This window comes from Rathayibacter sp. VKM Ac-2856 (assembly GCF_013205055.1).
GTDB lineage: Bacteria > Actinomycetota > Actinomycetes > Actinomycetales > Microbacteriaceae > Rathayibacter.
This window is the reverse complement of sequence record NZ_JABMLF010000004.1, coordinates 252,267-276,366: the sequence shown is the minus strand read 5'-3', so window position 1 is coordinate 276,366 and position 24,100 is coordinate 252,267. Positions and strand designations below refer to the sequence as shown.

Below are 24,100 nucleotides of genomic sequence, written 5' to 3'. Positions count from 1 at the left end.
CTGTCGCGATCTCGTGGAGAATGCGACCCATTGAGGGTCGCCGTCACGTGTTCGAGGTGGTTGCGACGGCGGTCCACCGGACCGCCGGGCTGCCGCCTTTCGAAGGACGTCAGGTTCCTCGACATCGCTAGATGTCGAGGAACCTGACGTCCTTCGCATTCTTCTGGATGAAGGAGCGGCGGGACTCGACGTCCTCGCCCATCAGGGTCGAGAAGATCTCGTCGGCGGCGGCCGCGTCGTCGAGGGTGACCTGGAGGAGGGTCCGCGTGGCGGGGTCCATCGTGGTCTCCCACAGCTCCTTGTAGTCCATCTCGCCGAGACCCTTGTAGCGCTGGATCCCGTTCTCCTTCGGCATGCGCTTGTTCGACGCGGAGCCGTGCGCGAGCAGAGCGTCGCGCTCGCGGTCGCTGTAGACGTACTCGTGGGCCGAGTTCGACCACTTGAGGCGGTAGAGCGGCGGCTGCGCGAGGTAGACGTAGCCGAGATCGATCAGCGGGCGCATGTAGCGGAACAGCAGGGTCAGCAGCAGCGTGGTGATGTGCTGGCCGTCGACGTCGGCGTCGGCCATCAGGATGATCTTGTGGTACCGCGCCTTGTCGGGATTGAAGTCCTCGCCGATGCCGGCTCCGAAGGCCGTGATCATCGCCTGGACCTCGTTGTTGCCGAGGGCCCGGTCGAGGCGGGCCTTCTCGACGTTGAGGATCTTGCCGCGCAGCGGGAGGATCGCCTGCGTCTCGGGGTTCCGGCCCTGGACGGCGGAGCCGCCGGCCGAGTCGCCCTCGACGATGAAGATCTCGGAGATCGACGGGTCCTTGGACTGGCAGTCCTTGAGCTTGCCGGGCATGCCGCCGCCCTCGAGGAGGCCCTTGCGGCGCGCGGTCTCTCGGGCCTTGCGGGCCGCCATCCGCGCGGAGGCCGCCTGGATCGCCTTCCGGATGATGTCCTTGGCCTGGTTGGGGTTGCGGTCGAACCAGTCGGCGAGCTGCTCGCCGGCGACCCGCTGCACGAAGGCCTTCGCCTCGGTGTTGCCGAGCTTGGTCTTCGTCTGGCCCTCGAACTGCGGCTCGCCGAGCTTGATCGACACGACGGCGGTGAGGCCCTCGCGGATGTCGTCGCCGGAGAGGTTCTCGTCCTTGTCCTTCAGCAGGTTGTTCGCGCGCGCGTACTTGTTCACGAGCGTCGTGAGCGCCGCGCGGAACCCCTCCTCGTGCGTGCCGCCCTCGTGCGTGTTGATCGTGTTCGCGTAGGTGTGCACGCTCTCGGTGTAGGCCGTCGTCCACTGCATCGCGACCTCGAGCGAGATGCGGCGCTCGGTGTCCTCGGACTCGAAGTCGATGATCTCGGAGTGCACCAGATCGGACTTCTTGAGGGAGTTGATGTACTCGACGTAGTCGACGAGGCCCTTCTCGTAGAGGAAGACGTCGCCGCGGGGCCCGGAGGTCTCGTTCTCGCCCTCGCCCTCGAACTCGATCTCCTTTTCGTCGGTCAGCGCGATGCGGAGCCCCTTGTTGAGGAAGGCCATCTGCTGGAACCGGGCGCGCAGGGTCTCGTAGTCGAACTCGACGGTCTCGAAGATCTCGGCGTTCGGCCAGAAGGTGATGGTGGTGCCGGTCTCGTCGCTCGGCTCGCCCTTGGCGAGCGGCGCCTCCGGGACGCCGTCGGCGAAGGTCATGCTGTAGGAGGCGCCCTGGCGCTTGACCTCGACCTCGAGCCGGGTGGAGAGCGCGTTGACGACGGACGAGCCGACGCCGTGCAGACCACCGGAGACGGCGTAGCCGCCGCCGCCGAACTTGCCGCCGGCGTGCAGCACCGTCAGCACGAGCTCGACGGTGGAGATGCCCTCGGTGGGGTGCATGTCGACCGGGATGCCGCGGCCGTTGTCGACGACCGTCAGGCCGCCGTCGGCGCGCATGACGACCTCGATGTTGTCGCAGTAGCCCGCGAGCGCCTCGTCGACGGCGTTGTCGACGATCTCGTAGACCAGGTGGTGCAGACCGCGCGGGCCCGTCGATCCGATGTACATGCCGGGGCGCTTGCGGACCGCCTCGAGGCCCTCGAGGACCTGGATCTGGTTCGCGCCGTAGTCGCCGGAGGACTTCGTCGACATGCCCTCGGACGGAGCGGCGGCGGCGGGGGCGGCCTCGGACGAGGCGGCGGGGCCGGTGGAGCCGTTCGCGTCCAGGTCGTTCGCTGCGGGGGCTGACGTGGAGTCGTTCGGCTCGGGTGTCATAGCTGTGGAGTTCTCCTCTGACGGTCCGTCGCGGCGCGCGGGCGGATCTGGAGATCACGCGCACGGGGTCGACGCTGCGGTTCGGCGGCCCTCCATTCTATCGCGCGGCGGCCGGTCGCGCGGCGCTCAGTGGCGATCTGACGAGGGATTTTCTCGGGGTCGACCGAAAATGCGTACTCAGCCGTAGGTATCGCGCGGACCACGCCCTGGAATCGACCTGGGGCCCTTTTTCCAGTTCGGGACGTCGGGGCCCTGGAAACGGATCGCGGTGATCCCCGCGTCCGGGAAGTGCACGGCGATGTGGTTCATGATCTCGATCCGCATCAGTCGCAGCTGCGTCGACCAGGCCGTCGACTCGCACGCCACGGTGAGCACGCCGTCGACGACACCGGTGGGCGTCGAGTGCTTGGCCGTCTCCTCGCCCGCGATCGCCGTCCAGGAGGAGATGAGGTCGCCCTGGGCGAGGGGAGCGGTCCAGCCGAGCTTGACGGTGAGGGAGGAGAGGACGTCGCCGAGATCGTGCGGATCGCGGCCCTTGCCGAACGGGATCGCGTCGCCCTTGGGCTCGGCGCGCTCCACGGTCTTCCGCACGCGGCGGGGGGCGTCCCCGCCGAAGACCTCCTTGAGGTGCTGGTAGACGCGCGCCGCCTCGGACGCGGGAGCGGGCGAGGGCGCGCCGCGGCGGGGGGAGTCAGCCACGGCCGGGCTCCGGGGCGGGATCGGCGTCGGGGGCGGGCGCGGGGTCCGGGGCGGGCGCGGCCTCGGGGGCGGCGACCGGATTGGACTCGGGCTCGGCGTCCGGCTCCGCGGCGGGCGCGACCGGTGCTGCCAGCGGGGACTCCGGGATCGCGACGGCGTCGGACTCGACGATGCGGCCCGCCTCGATCCGGACGGTGTGCGCCGCCAGCGCCGCCGGCACGTCGTCGAAGACCGCCGCGGTGATCAGCACCTGCTCGTAGTCCGCGACCACCGCGGCGAGGCGCTCGCGCCGTCGCGCGTCGAGCTCGGCGAAGACGTCGTCGAGCATCAGCACCGGGTCGCCCATGGGGGAGTCGCGCCGCAGCAGCTCGGCCGCGCCGAGCTTGAGGGCGAGCGCGAAGGACCAGCTCTCGCCGTGGCTGGCGTAGCCCTTGGCCGGCAGGTCGTTCAGCTCGAACTGGACGTCGTCGCGGTGCGGACCGACCAGCGAGATCCCGCGGTCGAGCTCGCGCCGGCGCACGGAGAGCAGGGCCGCCGAGAAGGTCGCGGCCAGTTCGGTGGGGGCGGCGGCGGTCTCGGTCGTCGCGACGGGCTCGTCGTCGTCGTCGACCGCGCCCTCGATGCTCAGCCGCGAGCGCAGCACCGGTCGCTGGTCCGCTCCGGCGACCGCCTCGTACGCCGAGCGGACCGGACCGCTCAGCTCGTCGACCAGGGTCAGCCGCGACTGCATGATCTCGGTGCCGAGGGCGACGAGGCGCTCGTCCCAGATGTCGAGCGTCCCGAGCTTCGCGGGGTCGCGGACGCCGCTCGCCCGCGCGGACTTGAGGAGGGAGTTCCGCTGGCGCAGCACGCGCTCGTAGTCGGCCTGCACCGCGCTCATCCGGGGGGAGCGGAGGACGACCAGCTGGTCGAGGAAGCGGCGGCGGGCCGACGGGTCGCCGCGGATGAGGAGGAGGTCCTCGGGGGCGAAGAGCACGCTCGAGAAGAAGCGGGGCAGCTCGCGCGGCTTGATGCCGCCGCGGTTGATCTGCGCGCGGTTGGCGGAGGAGCGGTTGATCTGCACCTCGGCGAGCAGGTCGCGGTCGCCGTTGCGGAGCCGGGCGCGGATCACCGCGCTGTCCTGGCCGGCACGGATGAGCGCCTGGTCGGTGGACACCCGGTGCGAGCCGAGGGTGGAGAGGTAGCCGAGGGATTCGACGAGGTTGGTCTTGCCCTGGCCGTTGCGGCCGACGAACAGGTTCGGCCCCGGGGCGAGCGCGACGTCGACGGAGGCGTAGTTGCGGAAGTCGCTCAGCGCCAGCTGCGTCACCTGCACGCGCTCACCTCCTCCGTCTCCACTCTGCCCGATGCCGCGGGTGCCGGCGGCGGGGTCTCGATACGCCGCTCCGCGGCTACGCGACCAGCATGGGGGCCGCTCCGCGGCTGCTCGACCAGCATGCGGGTGGCCTGCGCCCTGAACCGATGGCGACCCGGCGGCCGACGTCTCGACGACGTGGGTCTCGATACGCCGCTCCGCGGCTACTCGACCAGCATGTGGCGAGGGCCCCGCGCAGGGTGCAGGCGGCCGGAGGCCCGCCGCGGCCATGACAGCATCCCTGCGTCATGGGTGCGGCGGGCCGCAGGTCGCCGTCCGCGACCGGCCCTGCGGAACGCCACGGCTTCGAGAAGCCGACCGCCGTGAGGACTGCCGCAGGCAGTCCGAACCAACGAGCACTGCGTCATGGTGGCGGCGGGCCGCAGGTCGCCGTCCGCGACCGGCTCTGCATGACGCCACGGCTTCGAGAGGCCGACCGCCGTTGAGGACCGCCGCGGGCGGTCCTCAACCCGTCGACTCAGTCGACGGCTTTGACGGAGTGCCCGCCGAACTGGTTACGGAGTGCCGCGACCGCCTTCATCGCGGGGGAGTCCTCCTGGCGGGAGACGAAGCGGGCGAAGATCGAGGCGCTGATCGTGGGGACGGGGACGGCGTTGTTGATGGCCTCCTCGATGGTCCAGCGGCCCTCGCCGGAGTCCTGGACGTAGCCCTCGATGTGCTCGAACTCCGGGTCCTGCTCGAGGGCGCGGACGAGCAGCTCGAGGAGCCAGGAGCGGACGACCGTGCCGCGCTGCCACGCCTTGAAGGTGCCGGTGACGTCCTTGATGATGTCCTTGCGCGTGTCCAGGAGCTCGTAGCCCTCGGCGAACGCCTGCATCAGCGCGTACTCGATGCCGTTGTGCACCATCTTCGCGTAGTGGCCGGCGCCGACCTCGCCGACGTGGACGAAGCCCTCCTCGCGGGGGCCCTCGGGGCGCAGCGCGTCGAAGACGGGCATCGCGTAGTCGACGAGCTCCTTCGGACCGCCGACCATGAGGCCGTAGCCGTTCTCGAGGCCCCAGACGCCGCCGGAGACGCCGGCGTCGATGTAGTGGATGCCCTTGGGCTTCAGCAGCGCGTCGTGCTTGAAGTCCTCGGTGAAGCGGGAGTTACCGCCGTCGATGACCAGGTCGCCCTCGCTGAGCTTCTCGGACAGGTCGGTGACGACCGCATCCGTGATGGCGCCGGCCGGCACCATGACCCAGACGACGCGCGGCGCGGGGAGCGCGGCGATCATCTCGTCGAGCGAGGCGGCGTCCGAGACGTCCGGGTTGCGGTCGTAGCCGGTGACCTCGACGCCCTTCTCCCTCAGGCGGGAGCGCATGTTGTCGCCCATCTTGCCGAGTCCGACGAGTCCGATGTGCATGGTGAACCTTCCTGGGATTCGATGTCCGGCGGGCGGGCGCTCGTCGGCGGAGTGACGGTCGCGGCGCTGCGATCGGGGAGGAGCGGTCAGCGCAGGAGCAGGTTCGGCTGGAGCAGGTAGCGGTAGCTGTCGCTGCCCGGCTGCTCGCGCGAGGTCTGCGCCGTGATGAGGACCGGTCCGGGCTTGTTGGGGTTCTCGGTCTTCGTGAACGCGATGCGCACGAACTCCGAGTGCACGGCGGCGAGGCCGTCGAGCAGGAACTGCGGCTTGAGCGACACGACGACGTCGGTGCCCGTGACGATGGCGTCGATGCTCTCGGAGGCCTGCGCCTGCTCCGAGCCGATCGCCTCGAGGGTGAGCCCGTCGCTGCTGAAGCTGAAGCGCAGGGCGGCCTCGCGCTCGAGGACGAGCGAGACGCGGCGGGTGGCCTCGATGAGGTCGCTCGTCGCCATCACCGCGTAGTTCTCGACCGAGGCGGGGAAGAGGCGCTTCACGGGCGGGAAGTTGCCCTTGATGAGGAGCGAGGTGACCGTCTTGCGATCGGCGGTGAAGGCGATCAGCTCGCGCTCGTCGCGCTGGGTGATCGCGACGGAGACGGTGCCGGAGTGGCTGAAGGTCTTGCCGACCTCCTGCAGGGTGCGCGCCGGCACGAGCGCGGTCAGCGGCTCGCGGGGGGCGTCGTTGTCGCCGTTGTCCCAGTCGATCTCGCGGACGGCCACGCGGTAGCGGTCGGTCGCGACGAGGCCGATGGTGTTCTCGGTGATCTCGAGCTGCACGCCGGTGATGACGGGGGTGACGTCGTCGCGGGAGGCGGCGACGGCGACCTGGGAGATGGCGGCCGAGAAGGCGTCCGCGGGGACGAGTCCGGTGGACGCGTCGATCTCGGGGATGCTCGGGTACTCCTCCACGGGCATCTGCAGCAGGGTGAAGTGCGCGGAGCCGGCCGAGACCGACACGCGCGACTCCTCAGTCGCCACGCGCACGGGCGCGTTGGGCAGGCGGTTCGCGATGTCGGCGAGGAGGCGGCCGGAGACGAGGACCGTGCCGATCTCCTCGACGTCGGCGGCGATCTGCGTCTGCGCGGAGACCTCGTAGTCGAACGAGGAGAGCGTGAGGCCCTCGGCGGTCGCCTCGATGAGGATGCCCGAGAGGATCGGCAGGGTCGTGCGCTGCGGCAGCAGCTTGACCGCGAACGACACCGCCTCGCTGAAGACATCGCGGTTGGCTTGGAACCTCACGAGAACACCCCTGACGAGTCGTGGACGAAGACCGACGCCCATCGTACTCGTCAGCTTCGGCGTGCCCGGAAGCACGGCGCTCCCTCGGCGCAGCCGGGCCCTGTGGAGAGGTTGCCGGTCCGCCCCTGATTAAAAAGAGAACTGCGTTAACAGTGTTAACACGTGTGGAAACTGTGGAAAACCCTCTTGAGCCCTACTGCCGACTGCGATGCGGAGGGGCCCGAGGTGTGGAGGGAGTGTGAGCGCGGTCGTGGACGGCCTGTGGAGGGATTCGGGGCGGGGGCCCGGAGTGCACAGGCGGGTGCTCGGAGCGCACAGATCGAGGGTGGTTGTCCACAGTTATCCACAGGTTCCTCACACGTGTGGAAATCGACCGGAATCGTTCGTTCCAGCGAACGCGGTGGGCGTGGCGGAGGGCGCGGAGGGGCGCGGGGGCGCGGAGACGGCTTCACCGGGAGGGGTGGGTCTCGATACGCCGCTGCTCGGCTGCTCGACCAGCATGGAGTCGACCAGCATGGAGGGAGGGGCGTTCGCGCCGCACGGGTGCTCGAACGTCACTGGGAGAGGGAGCGCGTGCTGGTCGAGCCTCCCGCGCAGCGGGCGCATCGGGACTCACCAGCGTCAGAAGGACGGGAGAGCGGAGTCGCTCCGGGCGTCAGCGGTTGGTCTTGATGCGGGTGGTCAGCTCGGTGACCTGGTTGTAGATGCTGCGGCGCTCCTTCATGAGCTCCGAGATCTTCTTGTTGGCGTACATGACGGTGGTGTGGTCGCGGTTGCCGAACAGCTGGCCGATCTTGGGCAGCGAGAGGTTCGTCAGCTCGCGGCAGAGGTACATCGCGATCTGGCGCGCGGTGGCCACCGCCTGCGAGCGCGACGAGCCGTACAGGTCGTCGACCGTGAGCTTGAAGTAGTCCGCGGTGTGATTGATGATGTCGACCGGCGAGATGACGTTGTCCTCGTCGAGCGTGATCAGGTCCTTCAGCACCGTCTGCACCAGGGCCATGTCGACCGGCGTGCGGTTGAGGCTCGCGAAGGCCGTGACGCGGATCAGCGTCCCCTCCAGCTCGCGGATGTTGCTCGACACCTTCGACGCCATGAACTCGAGGATGTCGTCGGGCACCAGGAGCTTCTCGCTGACGGCCTTCTTGCGGAGGATCGCGATGCGGGTCTCGAGGTCGGGCGCCTGGACGTCGGTGATGAGGCCCCACTCGAAGCGGGAGCGCATGCGGTCCTCGAACCCGGTCAGCGCCTTCGGCGGCAGGTCGGAGGTGATCACGACCTGCTTGTTGTGGTCGTGCAGCTGGTTGAAGGTGTGGAAGAACGCCTCCTGCGTCTCCGCCTTGCCCTGCAGGAACTGGATGTCGTCGATCAGGAGGATGTCGACGTTGCGGTACCGGCCGTGGAAGGCGTTGCCGCGGTTGTTCGCGATCGAGTTGATGAAGTCGTTCGTGAACTCCTCGCTCGACACGTACCGCACGCGGATGCCCGGGTAGAGGCTCATCGCGTAGTGGCCGATGGCGTGCAGGAGGTGGGTCTTGCCCAGCCCGGAGTCGCCGTAGACGAAGAGCGGGTTGTACGCCTTCGCCGGCGCCTCGGCCACGGCGACCGCGGCGGCGTGCGCGAAGCGGTTGGAGCCGCCGATGACGAAGTTGTCGAAGCTGTACTTGGGGTTCAGCCGGGTGTCGGTCGCCGGCACGGTGCGCAGCTCCTCGACGACCCGCACCGGGGGAGCGACGGTGGCGGAGGAGCCGGTGACGGGCTCGAACGGGTTCATCGACTCCGACGACGGCGAGCTCATCGGCTCGTGCTCGATGTCGGGGTTCACCACGAAGGCGAAGGTCGAGACGCCGAAGGAGTCGTCGAGCGCGCCGATCGCGCTGAGCAGCGGGACGCGGACGCGGTGCTCGAGCATCCCGCGGGTGAACTCGTTCGGGACCTCCAGGTAGAAGGTGCCCGCCATGATGCCCTTGGGCTCCACGAGGGAGACGAAGCCGTACATCGGCGCGGTGATGCGCTCGTCCCGCGACAGCTCGCCGCGGATCACGTTCCACGCGTCGATCATCGACGTGTCGTCAGGCATCTGTCTCCGGTCCTCGGTCGCTCTCGAAATCCTCGCCGCCGTCCTGAGCCGCCGTCGGTGACGGCGCGCCCTCGGTTCCAGCGGAGGTCCGGGGCCCGATCCCTGCACAGGCGCGTCCACAGGTCCCGGCCGATCCCTGCGCGGACGCGGGAGACGGCGGTTCTCGCCTGTGGATAACTGCGGCTCAACACCGTAACGAACGGAGCCGATGGGAGACAAATCCACCACAGCGCCACCCGCGTGTCAATGCGCGGAACGCACCGCCGCGTGTGCATGATCGAGGTTTCGCCCGGCGCACATTTGACCGGTGGCGGCGGAGGACGTAGTTTAAGTCAGTTGACGCCTGCCCGGCGTCGGGAGCACGGTCCTCGCGGATCGGGCCGATCGGCACCCGGGCACCCCCTCTTCCCGGACGATCCGGAGCCCTCGCCACCGGCGTGGAGCCCCGCTCGCACCGCGGAACACGTACGTGGAGATCTGACTATGAGCAAGCGAACCTTCCAGCCGAACAACCGTCGTCGCGCCAAGGTGCACGGCTTCCGTCTGCGCATGCGCACGCGCGCCGGTCGCGGCATCCTGAGCGCTCGCCGCGCCAAGGGCCGCACCGAGCTCTCGGCGTAGCGCCAAGCGATTCCGTCCAGCGGTGCTGGCCAGAGCCCATCGCATCGTCCTCGGTGGCGAGTACCGGGCAGTCGTCCGTCGCGGTGTGCGGTCCACGGGACCGCACACCGTCACGTATGTCCGGAGGTCCTCCGGCGACGCACCGGTGCGGTTCGGCTTCATCGTGGCCAAGACGGTCGGGACGGCCGTGAAGCGGAACACCGTCCGGCGCCGGCTCAAGGCCGTCGCGTTCGAGCTCGTGCCGCAGATCGATCCCGGGACCGACGTGGTCGTCCGCGCGCTGCCCGGCAGTGCCGACGCTCCGTGGTCCGCGCTCCGGCAGGACGTCGTGGCCGCGGTGATCCGCGCGCGCGTCGTCCGCGCGGGCGAGGCGCTCCGGTGACGGCCGCTCCGCTGACCACCGCTCCGGCTCCGGCCTCCGCGGCCGAGGCGTCGACGGTCTCCTGGGCCGCCCGGCTGGGGTGGGCCCTCCTCCTGCTGCCGCGGAACATCGGCATCCTGCTGCTCGTCGTGTACCGGGCGGTGATCTCGCCCCTCTACGGCGACGTCTGCCGCTACTACCCGTCGTGCTCCTCCTACGCACTCCAGGCGATCCAGCTCCACGGGCTCGTCCTCGGGTCCGTCCTCGGCGCCCGCCGACTCCTCCGCTGCCACCCGTGGGCGGCCGGCGGAGTCGACGACGTGCCGACCTCGATCCCCCTGCACCGACCGGCTTCCGGCCGGACCCGATTCGCCGTGACGCGATTCGGGTTCGTCGTGGGCCCTCGAAAGGACTGACCCCCTCCCATGGACCTCCTCGGCACGATTCTCTGGCCTCTCAAATGGGTGGTCGAGCTGATCCTCGTCGGCTTCCACCAGCTGCTCACCTTCACCGGTCTCGACGCGGCGGCGGGCATCACCTGGGTGCTGTCCATCGTGGGCCTCGTCCTGGTCATCCGCGCCGCGCTCATCCCGATCTTCGTCAAGCAGATCAAGAGCCAGCGCCGGATGATGGAGGTGGCGCCGCAGCTCAAGAAGATCCAGGACAAGTACAAGGGCAAGCGCGACCAGCTGTCCCGCGAGGCGATGTCCCGCGAGACCATGGAGCTCTACAAGAAGACCGGCACGAACCCGCTGGCGTCCTGCCTGCCGCTGCTCATCCAGATGCCGATCTTCTTCAGCCTCTTCTCGGTGCTGAACGACGCGCAGCGCAGCGAGCGCGGCGTCGGCCCGCTGGACGCCGTCCTCGCGCGCCAGTTCGGCGAGGCCAACCTCTTCGGCATCGCGCCGCTGCACCAGTCGATCCAGGGCGCTCTCGCGGAGGGCGGCCAGGAGGTCGTCGTCATCATCGCGGTCGTCATGGTCGTGCTGATGACCGCCTCGCAGTTCATCACCCAGCTGCAGATCGTCTCCAAGAACATGTCGCCCGAGGCCAAGGCCTCGCCGACGTTCAAGCAGCAGCGCATCCTGCTCTACATCCTCCCGCTGGTCTTCGCGTTCTCCGGCTTCGCCTTCCCGCTGGGCGTCATGTTCTACTGGCTGACCTCGAACATCTGGACGATGGTCCAGCAGTTCATCGTCATCCGGAACATGCCGACCCCCGGCAGCGAGGCCGCCAAGGCCCGCGAGGAGCGCCTGCGCCGCAAGGGCAAGCTCGTCGAGGAGACGACCGACGCCGGCACCGTCACGCTCGTCGAGAAGAAGGCCGTGCAGCGCACGCAGCCCGTCAGCAAGAACCGCTCCAAGAAGCAAGCCGGAAAGAAGTAGGCCCCAGAATGACCGATTCGACGCAGATGTTCACCGGTGCTCCGACGTCCTCGGACGGGGCGGCGCCGGCCGAGGGGCAGCTCGCCCAGCGGACTCCCTCGGCGGACGGCTCGGCCGAGCCGACCCTGTCGCAGCTCGAGGACGAGGGCGACGTCGCCGCGGACTACATCGAGGAGTTCCTCGACATCTGCGACCTCGACGGCGACATCGACATCGAGGTCCGCAACGGCCGCGCCTACCTGTCGGTCACCGCGTCGGGCGACACCAACCTGCGCGTGCTCTCGCGCCCCGATGCGGTGCAGGCCCTGCAGGAGCTGACGCGCCTCGCGGTGCAGACGAAGACGGGTGCGTTCTCGCGCCTCATCCTCGACATCGGCGGCTCCCGCGACGCCCGTGAGGCCGAGCTGGCGCAGCTGGTCGACCGGGCGATCGAGCGCATCGAGGAGGGCGCGACGTCGGCGTCGCTGCCCCCGATGTCCTCCTACGAGCGCAAGCTCGTGCACGACATGGTCGGCGAGCGCGGGTTCGTGTCGGAGTCGCGCGGCGAGGCCCGCGAGCGCCACACCGTCATCACCCGCGGCTGAGCGCCGTGGAGCCGACCCTCGAGCCGGAGCCCGCTGCCGCCGCGACGATCGCGGGGGAGCGGCTCCCCGTCCTCCGGCGCTTCACGGAGGCGCTCGCCCGGGAGGGCGAGGAGCGCGGCCTGATCGGTCCGCTGGAGCTTCCGCGCCTGTGGACGCGGCACGTGCTCAACAGCGCCCTGGTGGCCCCTCTGCTGCGTCCGGGGCTCGTGGGTGATGTCGGCAGTGGTGCCGGCCTTCCCGGCGTCGTCCTGGGCATCGTGCGGCCGGACGTGCGGTTCGTGCTGATCGAGCCGATGGAGCGCCGCGTGCTCTGGCTCCAGGAGCAGGTCGACGTTCTCGAACTCGAGAATGTTTCGGTTCTGCGAGCCCGGGCCGAGGAGGTCCGGCTTCCGGAGCCGCTCGATCAGGTGACGGCGCGCGCGGTCAGCGCCCTGTCGAAGCTCATCCCGCTGACGGCCCCGCTGCTGCGGCCGGGTGGCGAGCTCGTCCTGCTCAAGGGCGTGAACGCCGAGAAGGAGATCGAGGCGGCGGCGAAGCAGATCCGGCGCTTCAAGCTCTCTCCGCCCGAGGTCGTCGTCCTCGGCGACGGCGTGCTCTCCGAGGTGACGCGGGTCGTCCGAGCTACAGTGGGATGATCGCCACGACGTCGCACGTGATCTCCTGAGTCCTCGATCGTCGGTCCCTCGGTGCTGCCCCACTTCCACCCGCTGAGCGAAGGTTTCACGTGAAACGATCCGACCCCGCCGGACTGACCGGAGGATTCGACTCCTCGACTCCGCTCGCTCGCGAGATCGCGGACATGACCCGCCGGCGAGCCCTGCTCAACGCGCAGCCGCTGCCGAAGCCCGAGACGACGCGCGTGATCACGATCTCGAACCAGAAGGGCGGCGTCGGAAAGACGACGACGACCGTGAACCTCGCGGCCGGTCTGGCTCGGGGCGATGCGAAAGTCCTCGTGATCGACCTCGATCCGCAGGGGAACGCGTCGACCGCGCTGGGGATCGAGCATCGCGCCGAGACGGCGAGCGTCTACGACGTCATCGTCAACGACACTCCCTTGGCCGATGTCGTGCAGAAGAGCCCGGAATTCGCGTCGCTGTACGGCGTTCCCGCGACGATCCACCTCGCCGGCGCCGAGATCGAGCTGGTCTCGCTCGTCGCCCGCGAGCAGCGCCTCCGCCGCGCGCTCGATCGGATGCTCAAGGCGATGGACGAGCCGTTCGACTACGTCTTCATCGACTGCCCGCCCTCGCTCGGCCTGCTGACCATCAACGCCTTCGTCGCCGCGCGCGAGGTGCTGATCCCGATCCAGTGCGAGTACTACGCGCTCGAGGGTCTCAGCCAGCTGCTGAAGAACATCGATCTGATCGAGCGGCACCTGAACCCGAACCTCGCGGTCTCGACGATCCTGCTGACGATGTTCGACGGGCGGACCAATCTGTCGAACCAGGTCGCCGCGGATGTGCGTGAGCACTTCCCGAAGGAGGTGCTGCGCGCCGTGATCCCGCGGAACGTGCGCATCTCGGAGGCGCCGTCCTACGGGCAGAGCGTGATCAGCTACGACCCGCAGTCGTCCGGCTCGCTCGCCTACCTCGAGGCCGCTGCGGAGATCGCCCGACGTGGCGTCCCGAAGACGGCCGCCGCTACGACTGAAGGAGAGGCCCGCTGATGGCGACCAAGCGCACTGGACTCGGCCGCGGCATCGGGGCCCTGATCCCCGTCAGCGACGACACCCGCTCGCGGCCCGTCGACGTGTTCTTCCCCGACCAGATCGGTGCGAACGACTCGGACGACGATCTCGTCCAGGTTCCTGGAGCGCGGCTGGCTCAGCTGTCGCTCTCGGAGATCGTGCCGAACGCGGCACAGCCCCGGTCGGTGTTCGATCAGGACGAGCTGGCGGAGCTCGTGCACAGCATCCGCGAGTTCGGCGTGCTGCAGCCGATCGTGGTGCGGCCGGTGTCCGGTCGCAAGGGTGCGAAGTACGAGCTGGTGATGGGGGAGCGGCGGTTCCGGGCCTCGAAGGCGGCCGGGCTCAAGACGATCCCCGCGGTGGTAAAGGACACGGCCGACGAGAACATGCTCCGCGACGCGCTCCTGGAGAACCTGCACCGGGCTGAGCTCAACCCGCTGGAGGAGGCGTCCGCGTATCAGCAGCTGCTGAGCGACTTCGGCATCACGCAGGAGGCGCTGGCGACCCGGCTCGGGCGGTCGCGTCCCCAGATCTCGAACACGCTCCGGCTGCTGCGTCTGCCGGCCGACGTGCAGGCGCGCGTCGCGGCGGGTGTGCTCAGTGCGGGGCACGCGCGTGCGGTGCTGTCGGTGGAGACGCCGGAGCTGATGAGGCGCCTGGCCGACAAGATCGTGAACGAGGACCTGTCGGTCCGTGCGGCTGAGGCTGCAGCGACGCAGATGAAGGCTCCGAAGGCCGCTCCGCGCGAGCCGGAGGAGGAGCAGGGCGGGCACGCCGGGCACCTGACGACGGTGGCGGACCACCTCGGCGACCGTCTGAACACTCGGGTCAAGGTGACGCTGGGGGCACGGAAGGGCCAGGTCGTCATCGACTTCGCCACGATCCAGGACCTGAACCGCATCCTCGCCGAGATCGGTGAGCCGACCGAGGTGTCGCTGGCACCGTAGTGGTGTGAGCCGTTTCACGTGAAACGGCAGGTGCTGCGCGGGTCTCGATACGCCGCCGGGGGCGGCTACTCGACCGGCATCACGCGGCGCGCCGACTGCACAGGCCTGTGCACGCTCCATGCAGGTCGAGTAGGTGCGCAGCGCCGTATCGAGACCGACGCTCGTGGTGGGTGGGTCTCGATACGCCGCCGGTGGCGGCTACTCGACCAGCATGAGGTGAGATGTCGGTCGAGGATGTGCCCGCTTCTCTCTTGGTGGTCGAGTAGGTGCGGGGCGCCGTTTCGAGACTGGCGCTAGTGGTGGGTGGGTCTCGATACGCCGCCGGGGGCGGCTACTCGACCAGCATGAGTCGGGTGGGAGACGGTGATGTTTCACGTGAAACGAGGGCGGGCGGGGCGTCGCAGATGTTTCACGTGAAACGCGATGGGGATCTGTCGAGCCGTTTCACGTGAAACGGGGGTCAGGGGCGGAGGGCGCGGCGGGCGAGGGTGGAGTAGACGTCGCCGAGGTAGCGGCCGGACGCCTCGATGGCCTGGGGGATGAGGGAGGTCTCCGTCATGCCGGGGAGGACGTTCGCGTCGAAGAACCAGGGGAGGCCGTCGGGGTCGACGATGACGTCGATCCGCGAGAGGTGGCGGAGGCCGAGCAGTTTGTGGATGGCGACCGCGACGCGGGAGACCTCGGCGAGCGTCTCCTCCGGCAGCCGCGCGGGCGTGTAGAAGCGGGTCTCACCCGCGGTGTAGCGGGCCTCGAAGGTGTAGCGGCCGGCGACCGGCGCGATCTCCACCGGGGGGAGTGCGAAGGGGCCGTCGCCGAGGTCGAGGACACCGACCGAGACCTCTGTGCCGAGGATCTGCTGCTCGATCAGTGCGACCTCGCCGTAGGTGTAGGCATCGACCATCGCACGGGACAGCAGACCGGGCTCGGTGACGATGCTGACACCCTGTGCGGACCCGCCCTGCGCGGGCTTCACCACGAGCGGTCCGGGGAGGTGCGACTGCACCTGCTCCAGGATGCCCGCGGCGCCGAGCTCGCGGAACGTCTCGCGGGGGAGGGTGATCGAGCGGGGCGTCGAGAAGCCGGCCCGCGCGACCAGTGTCTTCGCCGTCGGCTTGAACCAGGCGAGTCGCGCCGCCTCGGTCTGCGAGCCGACGTACGCGAAGCCCGCCGCCTCGAGCAGCCCGAGCAGCGCGCCGTCCTCACCGCTCGCACCGTGCACGGCCGGCCACACGACGTCCGGGCGCTGCTTCAGCAGCGCTGCGAGCAGACCGGCGTCCGGCTCGCGGTGCGTGACCCGGTGCCCCATCGCGGACAGGCGGTCGGCGACGCGGCGGCCGGAGCGCAGGGAGACGTCGCGCTCGTGACTGATGCCGCCGCTGATGACGACGATGTCCAGGGGCTCCTCGGAGCTCGAGAGATCGGCGCTGGAGAAAGAGGTCATGACCTGGCCTTTTGTGCTCGTGGTTCGTGCCGTCAGAGGATCTGCGGCGGCAGGGCGGCGTCACGCTGCTCGACTGGGTCGCTCATGCGCGCACCCGTGCCGGCGAAGGTGGACAGCAGGTCGAGCTCGCCGTTGATGACGGTCGCGAGGCGCCGGATGCCGTCACCGATCCGCTCCGGAGTCGGGTAGCAGAACGACAGCCGGATGTTCCGGCGGCCGTCGCCGTTGCCGAAGAAGGCGGTTCCGGGCGTGTAGGCGACCAGCTCCTTCACCGCGCGGGGGAGCATCGCCTTGGAGTCGAGCTCCTCGGGGAGGGTGACCCAGACGTAGAAGCCGCCGTTCGGATTCGTCCAGGTGAGACCCGGCAGATGCGTCTCCAGGCCGCGGATCATCGCCTCCTTGCGCTCGCGGTAGACGCCGCGGAAGGTGTCGATCTGCCCCCGCCAGTCCGCCGTGGCCAGGTACTGGGAGATGACGAGCTGACTGAAGGACGACGGGCTGAGCACGGCGGCCTCGTTCGCGAGGATCAGCCGCTCCCGAATGGCGTGCGGCGCGAGTGCCCAGCCGATGCGGAATCCCGGTGCGAGGGTCTTGGAGAAGGTGCCGAGGTAGATCACGCCGTCCTCCTCGAGCGAGCGCATCGCCTTCGGCGGCACGTCCTCGAAGTACAGCAGGCCGTACGGGTTGTCCTCGAGGACGAGGATGCCCTCGCTCTTGCAGATCTCGAGGATCTCGACGCGGCGCTCCCAGCTGAGCGTGACACCGGCCGGGTTGTGGAAGGTGGGGATGGTGTAGAGGAACTTGATCCGCTTGCCCGCGGCACGCACATTCGCGATGTGCTCGCGGAGCGACTCAGGGATCAGGCCGTGCTCGTCCATCGCGACGTGCTCGATCTCGGCCTGGTAGGAGCGGAAGATCACCATCGCGGTGACGTAGCTGGGTCCCTCCGAGAGGACCACGTCGCCGGGGTCGAGGAACAGCTTCGACACGAGCTCGAGCGCGTGCTGCGAGCCGGTGGTGACCACGACGTCGTCGGCGCTGGCGGAGATGCCCTCGAGCGCCATCACCTCGAGGATCTGCTCGCGCAGCACCGGGACGCCCTGCCCCGAGCCGTACTGCAGGGCGACCGGGCCCTGCTCGCGCATGACGGTCGCCATCGCGCCGGTGACGAGGTCCTGGGGGAGGGCGGAGACGAACGGCATGCCACCGGCGAGGGAGACGACTTCGGGGCGGGAGGCGACGGCGAACAGGGCTCGGACCTCGCTGGCCGCGAGGCCGGCCGTGCGCTCCGCGTAGGAGTCGTACCAGGGGTCGAGATTGGTGCCGGCGTTGATCACGGTGGTGTCGCTCCGCTCGATGGACAGGGGCCTCCGACCGTCAGCCGGATCGGTCCAGACTACTCGGCGGCCCGGAGCGGAGCCGGGGGAGAGGGGCGCCACTGCGCAGCCCGTGGACTGCCTCCTGCGGCCGTTTCACGTGAAACATGGACACGGGGGTGGGAACGACGAAGCCCCCGCGCCACAGGGGCACGGGGGCTTCGACAGGGGGGCCTGGGCTCAGGAGGACCTGAGCTCAGAGCGGGCCCGAACTCAGAGGAACGCGGCCAGGTCGGCCTCGAGGGCGGGCTTCGGCTTGGCGCCGATGACGGTCTTGACGACCTCGCCCTTCTGGTAGACCTTCATCGCCGGGATCGAGGTGATCTGGTACTTCGCGGCGATCTGCGGGTTCTCGTCGACGTTCAGCTTGACGATCTCGATCTTGTCGCCGTGCTCGGCCGAGATCTGGTCGAGGATCGGGGCGACCATGCGGCAGGGGCCGCACCACTCGGCCCAGAAGTCGACCAGGACGGTCTTCTCGGAGTCGAGGACATCGGCCTGGAACGATGCGTCGGTGACGCTCTTCGCGGTGGACATGACGATTTTCTCCTTCGTGAGCCGGCGGCGCCGACTCGAGTGCGTTGGTGGGAGGGCTTAGAGGGTGAGCAGCTCGGCGGCCGGAGTGCCCTCGGTGCTGGCGATGCCATCGGTGAGGGCGGCGAGGTAGTGCTCGGCGTCGAGGGCGGCGACGGTGCCCGACGCGGCGGCGGTGACGGCCTGACGGTAGGTCGGGTCGATGACGTCGCCGGCGGCGAAGACGCCCGCCACGGAGGTCTGCGACGAGCGGCCGGTGACGGCGATCGTGCCGTCGGTCGTCAGGTCGAGCTTGCCGTGGACGATGTGGGTGCGCGGGTCGTTGCCGATCGCGATGAACAGGCCGTCGAGGTCGAGCGCCGACTCCGAGCCGTCGACCGTGTTGCGCAGCTTGACGCCGGTGACGTGGTTCTCACCGCGGATGCCGGTGACCTCGGTGTTCCAGACGAACTCGATCTTCTCGTTGTCGCGGGCGCGCTTCTGCATGACCTTCGACGCGCGGAGCGAGTCCTTGCGGTGGATCACGTAGACCTTCTCGGCGAACTTGGTGAGGAAGGTCGCCTCCTCCATCGCGGAGTCGCCGCCGCCGACGACGGCGATGGTCTTGCCCTTGAAGAAGAAGCCGTCGCAGGTCGCGCACCATGAGACACCATGTCCCGACAGGCGGTCCTCGTCGTGCAGGCCGAGCTTGCGATAGGCCGAGCCGGTCGCGACGACGACGGTCTTCGCCTCGATGCTCTCGCCGGAGCCGAGGTGGATCGTCTTGGTCTCGCCCTCGAGGTCGAGGGACACGACGTCGTCGTAGAAGGTGTCGGCGCCGAACTTCTCGGCCTGCTTCTGCATGGCCGTCATCAGCTCCGGGCCGAGGACGCCGTCCGGGAAGCCGGGGAAGTTCTCGACGTCGGTGGTGTTCATCAGATCGCCGCCGATCTCGACGGACGAGGCCACCACGACGGGCTTCAGATCGGCGCGCGCCGCGTAGATGGCGGCCGTCCAGCCTGCGGGGCCGGATCCGATGATGACGATGTCGCGCACGGCAACTCCTCGAGGTCTGTGCTGAGCGGGGGCTGCTCCGGCGGAGTGCCGGAGCGGGGGGACTGCCCGGACCCGGTGGTGATCGCCGGGCCGTGGAGCCGGACCCGCTCGCTCTGTCGTTCCCGGGCTCCAGGGGCTACAACACATCCTAGGCGGGGCCTATTCCGCGGCGCCGGGGGCACTCGGCGCGCGGTCAGGGTCGCGGGGCGGATCGGCGGCGGCAGCCTCAGAAACCTGCGGTGACCGGCTCTTTCGTCGCGTCGTGGTCCACGCTGCGGCGCTGCCCGATCGATCGCCGCGAGATCAGGACCGTCAGCCAGCCCGCCGAGGCGAAGACCGCCGTCATCGCGGCGACGTAGAAGACGACGGCGATCATGCCGCCGGGGACGATCGGCGGGTCGGCGAGGCGCGGATCGAGGAACGGGTACGGGTACCAGACCTGCTCGTGCTTCATCTGGTCGTACACCAGCGGGGCCCGGACGCTCGTGTAGACGAACCAGGCGACGGGGAAGGCCAGCAGTGCGGGGACGACGGCCCAGGAGAGCCGCCGGCGGCCGGGGGCGAAGAGCCAGTCGAGGACGAGCGCGAGCGGCGCGACGACGTGCATGACCTCGTTGGTCCACTCCTGGCCCGCCCCGGCGCCGGTGACCACCGTGCCGCGCAGCAGCAGGTTGTAGACCACGCCGATCACGACCATGTAGGTGACGACTCCGGCGCGCAGCCAGGCGAACCAGCGCGGTTCCGGCAGGGCGCCGCGCGCGAGGACGACGGCGCCGATCAGCAGGACCACGGCGGCGAGCAGGCAGACCTCGACGGTGATGTAGCTGAAGAAGTTGGCGGTGAGCGTCGCGCGGTCGCGGAAGCGGGCCTCGACCCAGAACGCGTGGGAGTCGAGGAAGCTCACCGTGGTCGCGGTGAGGACGGCGGCCGCGACGAGCACGCGGAGCAGGACGAAGGTGGAGCGCATCGCGCCTTCCGAGTCGGCGGGAGGGAGGAGGGGGAGGCGGCTCTGCCGGAGGACGCCCCCACCCTTCCACGTCGCGCCCGCCGGCGCACCACTGCTCGGGTGACGTCCCAGTGTCAGGACGGGGGCTCTCAGGGACGCCTGTGAGGCGTCAGCGGGTCCCAGCGGGTCTCAGTGACGCTCAGGGCCGGTCAACGGGCGTCAGCGGGCGTCGGCGGGCGTCAGCGCCCGAGGCGGCGGAGGAACGGCGCGGCCATCGCGCGCAGCTCGGGGACGCGGAGGACCCAGAGGACGCCGAAGTAGACGAGCGCCATCACGACGCCGACGGCGGCCATCGAGACGAGCGGCTCGACGTAGTTCGTGACGGCGAATCCGCCCGGACGGGTGCCGCCGAGCAGGACCAGCATCCCGAAGCCCGCGGCCGCCGAGGGGATCGTCGCGAGGGCGTACTGACCGAGGCGGAGGACGATCCGGGACCCGCCCCTGCCGCCGAGCTTCCGGCGCAGCAGGAAGGCGGCGACGGCGGCCTGGACGATGATGCCCGCCGAGGTCGATGCGGCGATGCCGATGGCGGTCTGCTCCGGCGGGAGCGGCCGGACCAGCTGGTAGCCGATGACGGCGATGACCACCTGGACGAGCGTGAAGACGAACGGACGCGCACCGTCGCTCAGGGCGTAGAACGCACGCTGCATGATGGCGATCGAGGAGAACAGCGGCAGCGCGACGACGTAGGCGATAGCGATCGCGCCGATGGCCCGCGCGTCGGCGAAGGTGTCGGTGAAGACCGACCCGAAGGGCACCGACACGACGACGATCGCCGCGCTCGCGAAGACCAGCATCATCAGGACGAGTCGCAGCGAGGTCGAGACGTCGGAGCGGAACTCCTTCATCTCGCCGCGGGCGGAGTGACCGCTCATCTTGGTGAAGTAGGCCACGGCGATCGAGATCGCGATGACGGAGTGCGGCAGCATGAAGATGAGCCACGCCTTCTGCAGGGCGGCGGCCGACGCGCCCTCACCGGACGCGGGCGAGGCGACGCGGCTCTCCACGAGCCCGGCTCCGATCGTGAGCAGGACGGTCGCGAAGGACCACAGGGACATGCGGCCGGCGGTGCCCAGGCCCAGCCCGCGGAGATGGAGGGCGGGGCGGTAGCTCAGCCCGACCCTCCTCCAGAAGAAGATGAGGAAGGTCGACTGGGCGACGATGCCGAGGGTCGCGCTCCCCGCGAGCAGCGCGACCATCGCGGGCGACCACGAGTCGACGGGACGATCGCCGTTCGGATCCGATCCGAACAGGATGTTGAAGGCGACCAGGCCGCCGAGGGCGACGATGTTGTTGAGCACCGGGGCCCAGGTGAACGGACCGAAGGACCCTCGCGCGTTGAGGACCTCGCCGAGGATCGTGAACAGGCCGTAGAAGAACACCTGCGGGATGCACCAGTAGGCGAACGAGACCGCGAGGTCGTACTGCTCGGGGCCGTAGGCCGGCGCGTACAGGCCGATGAGCACGGGTGCCAGGAGCGTGCCGACGACCGTCGTGACCACCAGCAGCCCGAGTGTCAGGGTGAGCAGGCTGTTGATGTAGCCGCGCCCGCCGTCCGCGTGCAGCCCGGCTCGGACGATCTGCGGGACGAGGACCGCGTTCAGCGCCCCGCCCGCGATGATCGTGTAGATCGTGTTGGGCAGCAGGTTCGCGACGGTGAAGGCGTCGGCGCCGGGCGAGACGGCCGCGCCGATCGTCTGCGCCAGGACGATGGACATCACGAAGCCGAGGACCCGCGAGACCATCGTTCCGGAGGCGAGGACGGCGCTCGCGCGACCGAGGGAGAAGCTAGCCACGGGGATCCGTTCGGTCGTCGTCGAGGCCCGGCTGGACGGCGAGGAGGGCGTTCGGGTCGTCCTCGGCCTCGTCGGGGGTGTCGCCGCGGCGGCGGCGGCGGATGTTGCGGAGGATGCCCGCGCCGAAGACGAGGACGAGGAGGATGCCGATGCCCAGCGTGCCGACGGTCTCCCAGTCGGCGCGGACGTTGGTCACGATGCTGGTGGGGGCGCCGATGGGCGTGCCGTCCTGGGCGGTCAGCTGCATGCGCAGCTCGGTCTCGCCGTTGCCGACGCGGGCCTTCACCGGGATGAGGACGCGGCCCTGGGAGCGGGCGTCGATCGCCGTCGGCTCGACCGAGGACTCGTCGATGTCGAGGACCGCGTTGGAGGTCGAGGCCTGGATCCGGACGGTGACGGGCCAGGGCAGGTCGTTGCGGACGTAGACCGGGATGCTCGAGTCGCGGGAGAGCTGGGTGACGCTGTCGGAGCTCTCGATGGCGACGGAGGAGAGCGTGGTGTCGGCCTGCTCGCGGCTGGCGGTGACCGCCGCCTGCCAGCCGGCGTCGTCCTCTCGCCAGGTCACGGCGAGCAGGGCGAGGAGGTCGTTGCGGCGCTTGCCGCTGAGCAGCTGCGGGTCGGTGAGGACGGCGGAGAACGACTCGACGCGGGCGGCCGCGGTGAGCAGGTCCGAGACGCCCTCGAGACGCTGGTCCGACTCCGGGGAGTCGACGATCGTCGCGTCCTCGGTCGCGGGCGCGGTGAGGGCGGCGGCGAGGGAGGAGCCCTCGGCCCAGGGCAGCGCGTCGACGGCCTGGAGGGTCTGCGAGAGGCGGACGCCGTCGATCGCGGCGCCGCGGTCGAGAGCGAGGACCACGTCGGGCGACTCGCCCTCGCGCTGGACCTGCGCGAGATCGGCCGTGAGGTCGGCCATGCTCGCGCGCCACTCCGAGTCGGTGCTCGCGCTCACGGCGGCGTCGAAGGCGGTGGAGAGGGCGCTGTCGGCGACGATGACGTCGTGGTCGTCGACCGTGGCCCGAGTGGTCGTCGAGACGCCGTCGGGGAGGACGAGGCCGGCGGAGGAGACGACGGTGCGGGAGCTGCCGCTGGTGGCGAAGACGTCGAGGTCCGCGGCACGGACGGTGCCGTCGTCCGGCCACGCGATGCCGCCGACCGTCGGCGACCAGTCGAAGGAGAGGAGCGACTCGGTCGTCGGGCGCTCGGGGAGGTCCTGGCCGGTCGCGTCGGGGGCGGCCGTCGGGGTCGCCGTGCTCGTCGGTGCGAAGAGGGCGGGGTCGAGGGCGTACTCGAACGACGTCGGCGCCAGCAGGGTGGAGAGGCCGGACTGGGCCTGCGCGGCGACGTCGGCGTCGGCGTAGGGGAGGGCGAAGACCTCGTTGGGCACCGCCTCGAGGCGCTCGAGCCAGGCGGTCGCCGACTCCGGTGCCGAGTCGCCGAGGACGCGGATCGACGCGAGGATCCGGGGGTCGACCCCGATGGTCACGGCGCGGCCGTCGATGCTGTCGAGCTGGCGCGAGAGCGTGCCGGTGGTCTGGGTGTAGTCCTGCAGCGTCTCGGCGGAGAACAGGCCGTCGGCGGTGTCGGGGACGGTGAGCGGCACGAGGACGCTGACCCCGGTCTCCTGCTCGCTCGGGAAGCCCGTCGTGAGCTCGAAGACTCCCCGTGCCGTCGCGATCGTGCCGCCGGGGCTGGTGACGGTGACGGAGACGGCGTGGGTGCCGAAGTCCTCGGGGTCGCGGGTGAAGTCGGTGGAGAAGGGGAGGGAGGCGGCGGGCACGGTGACGCCGACCTGTGCCGAGCTGGAGGGGAGCAGGCGGACGTCGGCGCCGTCGCCGGTGCTCGTGCCCTCGTCGTCCGATTCGCCGTCGAGCCACTCGGCCAGCTCGGCTCGGGAGTCGAGCACGGACCCGTCGACCGCGATCTCGACCCGGGCGCCGTCGATCGACTCCGTCGTGCCGTTGCGCACGGAGATGGCGAGCTGGAGGTCCTCGCCGGGGAGGAGGACGCCGTCGTTCGCGGCGCCGACCGTCGCGGTGACGGTGGCCTGCTCGGACTCGATCGCCGTGGGGGCTGCGGCGGCGGGTGCGGCGGCGGCCGCCGCGGGGAGGGCGCCGCCGAGGAGCGCGATCGACAGCGCGGCCGCGCCGACGGAGCGGAGCAGCTGCGGGACCGCTCGCCGGTGGCGGGGACGATCGGAGGGGGTGAGGTCGCGCCGACGCATCGAACTCACTCGGCCTCCATGCGGGTGATTCTACGTGCAGGCCTCCGGGCGTCCGGCTCCGCGCCGCGGGACGCGCGGCGGCGGCGTTCCAGGGCGTAACCCCCCGTGGGGGTTGCGGCCCGGCGTGCACCGCGGC

General features: G+C 70.1%; 21 protein-coding genes. 8 read left to right on the top strand and 13 right to left on the bottom strand.

What is annotated here, in order from left to right; genetic code table 11:
* Positions 1-127: 127 nt before the first annotated feature.
* From gyrB to dnaA, 6 genes are all read right to left on the bottom strand, one after another.
* Positions 128-2,107 carry a DNA topoisomerase (ATP-hydrolyzing) subunit B gene (gene gyrB, locus HQQ82_RS14225; RefSeq protein WP_173234684.1) on the bottom strand — a complete coding sequence of 660 codons (1,980 nt, stop codon included), beginning with the start codon at positions 2,105-2,107 and terminating at the stop codon, positions 128-130.
* 300 nt (positions 2,108-2,407) lie between these two features.
* Positions 2,408-2,929: a DciA family protein gene (locus tag HQQ82_RS20655; protein ID WP_173234305.1), complete on the bottom strand. Its 522-nt coding sequence runs from the start codon at positions 2,927-2,929 to the stop codon at positions 2,408-2,410.
* Entirely contained in the window at positions 2,922-4,244 is a 1,323-nt protein-coding gene (recF, locus tag HQQ82_RS14215; RefSeq protein WP_173234303.1) for a DNA replication/repair protein RecF, read from the bottom strand. The genes HQQ82_RS20655 and recF overlap by 8 nt, the downstream gene beginning before the upstream one ends.
* Before the next feature lie 517 nt (positions 4,245-4,761).
* Complete coding sequence (gene gnd / locus HQQ82_RS14210) at positions 4,762-5,649, bottom strand: phosphogluconate dehydrogenase (NAD(+)-dependent, decarboxylating) (RefSeq protein ID WP_173234301.1); 888 nt, start codon at positions 5,647-5,649, stop codon at positions 4,762-4,764.
* An 86-nt stretch (positions 5,650-5,735) separates the two neighbouring features.
* Positions 5,736-6,887: a DNA polymerase III subunit beta gene (gene dnaN / locus HQQ82_RS14205; RefSeq protein ID WP_173234299.1), complete on the bottom strand. Its 1,152-nt coding sequence runs from the start codon at positions 6,885-6,887 to the stop codon at positions 5,736-5,738.
* Between the two features lie 655 nt (positions 6,888-7,542).
* Positions 7,543-8,967, bottom strand: coding sequence for a chromosomal replication initiator protein DnaA (gene dnaA / locus HQQ82_RS14200; protein WP_173234297.1), 1,425 nt, complete (start codon positions 8,965-8,967; stop codon positions 7,543-7,545).
* A gap of 483 nt (positions 8,968-9,450) precedes the next feature.
* Here dnaA and rpmH point away from each other — a divergent pair, with 483 nt between their 5' ends.
* The 8 genes from rpmH to HQQ82_RS14160 all read left to right on the top strand — a co-directional run bounded on the left by rpmH (position 9,451) and on the right by HQQ82_RS14160 (position 14,555).
* Complete coding sequence (gene rpmH, locus HQQ82_RS14195; RefSeq protein ID WP_055784512.1) at positions 9,451-9,588, top strand: 50S ribosomal protein L34; 138 nt, start codon at positions 9,451-9,453, stop codon at positions 9,586-9,588.
* 22 nt (positions 9,589-9,610) lie between these two features.
* Entirely contained in the window at positions 9,611-9,970 is a 360-nt protein-coding gene (gene rnpA / locus HQQ82_RS14190) for a ribonuclease P protein component (protein ID WP_173234295.1), read from the top strand.
* Between the two features lie 74 nt (positions 9,971-10,044).
* Positions 10,045-10,365, top strand: coding sequence for a membrane protein insertion efficiency factor YidD (gene yidD / locus HQQ82_RS14185; protein WP_173234683.1), 321 nt, complete (start codon positions 10,045-10,047; stop codon positions 10,363-10,365).
* A gap of 9 nt (positions 10,366-10,374) precedes the next feature.
* The gene (gene yidC / locus HQQ82_RS14180; RefSeq protein ID WP_173234293.1) at positions 10,375-11,334 is read left to right on the top strand and encodes a membrane protein insertase YidC; all 960 of its coding nucleotides are present in this window, start codon (positions 10,375-10,377) and stop codon (positions 11,332-11,334) included.
* An 8-nt stretch (positions 11,335-11,342) separates the two neighbouring features.
* Entirely contained in the window at positions 11,343-11,918 is a 576-nt protein-coding gene (locus tag HQQ82_RS14175; RefSeq protein WP_254071522.1) for a R3H domain-containing nucleic acid-binding protein, read from the top strand.
* 5 nt (positions 11,919-11,923) lie between these two features.
* A complete protein-coding gene (gene rsmG / locus HQQ82_RS14170; RefSeq protein WP_173234292.1) occupies positions 11,924-12,553 on the top strand; it encodes a 16S rRNA (guanine(527)-N(7))-methyltransferase RsmG in 630 nt (209 codons plus the stop codon).
* 164 nt (positions 12,554-12,717) lie between these two features.
* Entirely contained in the window at positions 12,718-13,587 is an 870-nt protein-coding gene (locus HQQ82_RS14165; RefSeq protein ID WP_173234679.1) for a ParA family protein, read from the top strand.
* Positions 13,587-14,555 carry a ParB/RepB/Spo0J family partition protein gene (locus tag HQQ82_RS14160; protein WP_160086149.1) on the top strand — a complete coding sequence of 323 codons (969 nt, stop codon included), beginning with the start codon at positions 13,587-13,589 and terminating at the stop codon, positions 14,553-14,555. Before HQQ82_RS14165 ends, HQQ82_RS14160 begins: the two co-directional genes overlap by 1 nt.
* 460 nt (positions 14,556-15,015) lie before the next feature.
* On the opposite strand, the gene HQQ82_RS14155 is transcribed toward HQQ82_RS14160, so the two are convergent.
* From HQQ82_RS14155 to HQQ82_RS14125, 7 genes are all read right to left on the bottom strand, one after another.
* Entirely contained in the window at positions 15,016-15,996 is a 981-nt protein-coding gene (locus HQQ82_RS14155) for a D-alanine--D-alanine ligase (RefSeq protein ID WP_173234290.1), read from the bottom strand.
* Between the two features lie 32 nt (positions 15,997-16,028).
* Entirely contained in the window at positions 16,029-17,330 is a 1,302-nt protein-coding gene (locus HQQ82_RS14150) for a PLP-dependent aminotransferase family protein (RefSeq protein ID WP_173234678.1), read from the bottom strand.
* Between the two features lie 255 nt (positions 17,331-17,585).
* Positions 17,586-17,909, bottom strand: coding sequence for a thioredoxin (gene trxA, locus HQQ82_RS14145; RefSeq protein WP_123447267.1), 324 nt, complete (start codon positions 17,907-17,909; stop codon positions 17,586-17,588).
* A 57-nt stretch (positions 17,910-17,966) separates the two neighbouring features.
* Positions 17,967-18,941: a thioredoxin-disulfide reductase gene (trxB, locus tag HQQ82_RS14140; protein ID WP_173234288.1), complete on the bottom strand. Its 975-nt coding sequence runs from the start codon at positions 18,939-18,941 to the stop codon at positions 17,967-17,969.
* A gap of 226 nt (positions 18,942-19,167) precedes the next feature.
* Positions 19,168-19,908, bottom strand: coding sequence for a Pr6Pr family membrane protein (locus HQQ82_RS14135; protein WP_173234287.1), 741 nt, complete (start codon positions 19,906-19,908; stop codon positions 19,168-19,170).
* Between the two features lie 218 nt (positions 19,909-20,126).
* Positions 20,127-21,743, bottom strand: a complete 1,617-nt coding sequence (gene murJ / locus HQQ82_RS14130) for a murein biosynthesis integral membrane protein MurJ (protein ID WP_173234286.1) — start codon at positions 21,741-21,743, stop codon at positions 20,127-20,129.
* The gene (locus HQQ82_RS14125) at positions 21,736-23,964 is read right to left on the bottom strand and encodes a DUF6049 family protein (RefSeq protein WP_254071536.1); all 2,229 of its coding nucleotides are present in this window, start codon (positions 23,962-23,964) and stop codon (positions 21,736-21,738) included. The genes murJ and HQQ82_RS14125 overlap by 8 nt, the downstream gene beginning before the upstream one ends.
* Positions 23,965-24,100: the final 136 nt, after the last annotated feature.

Bases quoted from the DNA above. Each gene is read 5' to 3' on its own strand.
- gyrB (WP_173234684.1), bottom strand. From the start codon at position 2,107: ATGTCGACGAAGTCCTCCGGCGACTACGGCGCGAACCAGATCCAGGTC.
- gnd (WP_173234301.1), bottom strand. From the start codon at position 5,649: ATGCACATCGGACTCGTCGGACTCGGCAAGATGGGCGACAACATGCGC.
- dnaA (WP_173234297.1), bottom strand. From the start codon at position 8,967: ATGCCTGACGACACGTCGATGATCGACGCGTGGAACGTGATCCGCGGC.
- rpmH (WP_055784512.1), top strand. From the start codon at position 9,451: ATGAGCAAGCGAACCTTCCAGCCGAACAACCGTCGTCGCGCCAAGGTG.
- yidC (WP_173234293.1), top strand. From the start codon at position 10,375: ATGGACCTCCTCGGCACGATTCTCTGGCCTCTCAAATGGGTGGTCGAG.
- HQQ82_RS14175 (WP_254071522.1), top strand. From the start codon at position 11,343: ATGACCGATTCGACGCAGATGTTCACCGGTGCTCCGACGTCCTCGGAC.
- HQQ82_RS14165 (WP_173234679.1), top strand. From the start codon at position 12,718: ATGACCCGCCGGCGAGCCCTGCTCAACGCGCAGCCGCTGCCGAAGCCC.
- HQQ82_RS14160 (WP_160086149.1), top strand. From the start codon at position 13,587: ATGGCGACCAAGCGCACTGGACTCGGCCGCGGCATCGGGGCCCTGATC.
- HQQ82_RS14155 (WP_173234290.1), bottom strand. From the start codon at position 15,996: ATGACCTCTTTCTCCAGCGCCGATCTCTCGAGCTCCGAGGAGCCCCTG.
- trxA (WP_123447267.1), bottom strand. From the start codon at position 17,909: ATGTCCACCGCGAAGAGCGTCACCGACGCATCGTTCCAGGCCGATGTC.
- HQQ82_RS14135 (WP_173234287.1), bottom strand. From the start codon at position 19,908: ATGCGCTCCACCTTCGTCCTGCTCCGCGTGCTCGTCGCGGCCGCCGTC.
- HQQ82_RS14125 (WP_254071536.1), bottom strand. From the start codon at position 23,964: ATGCGTCGGCGCGACCTCACCCCCTCCGATCGTCCCCGCCACCGGCGA.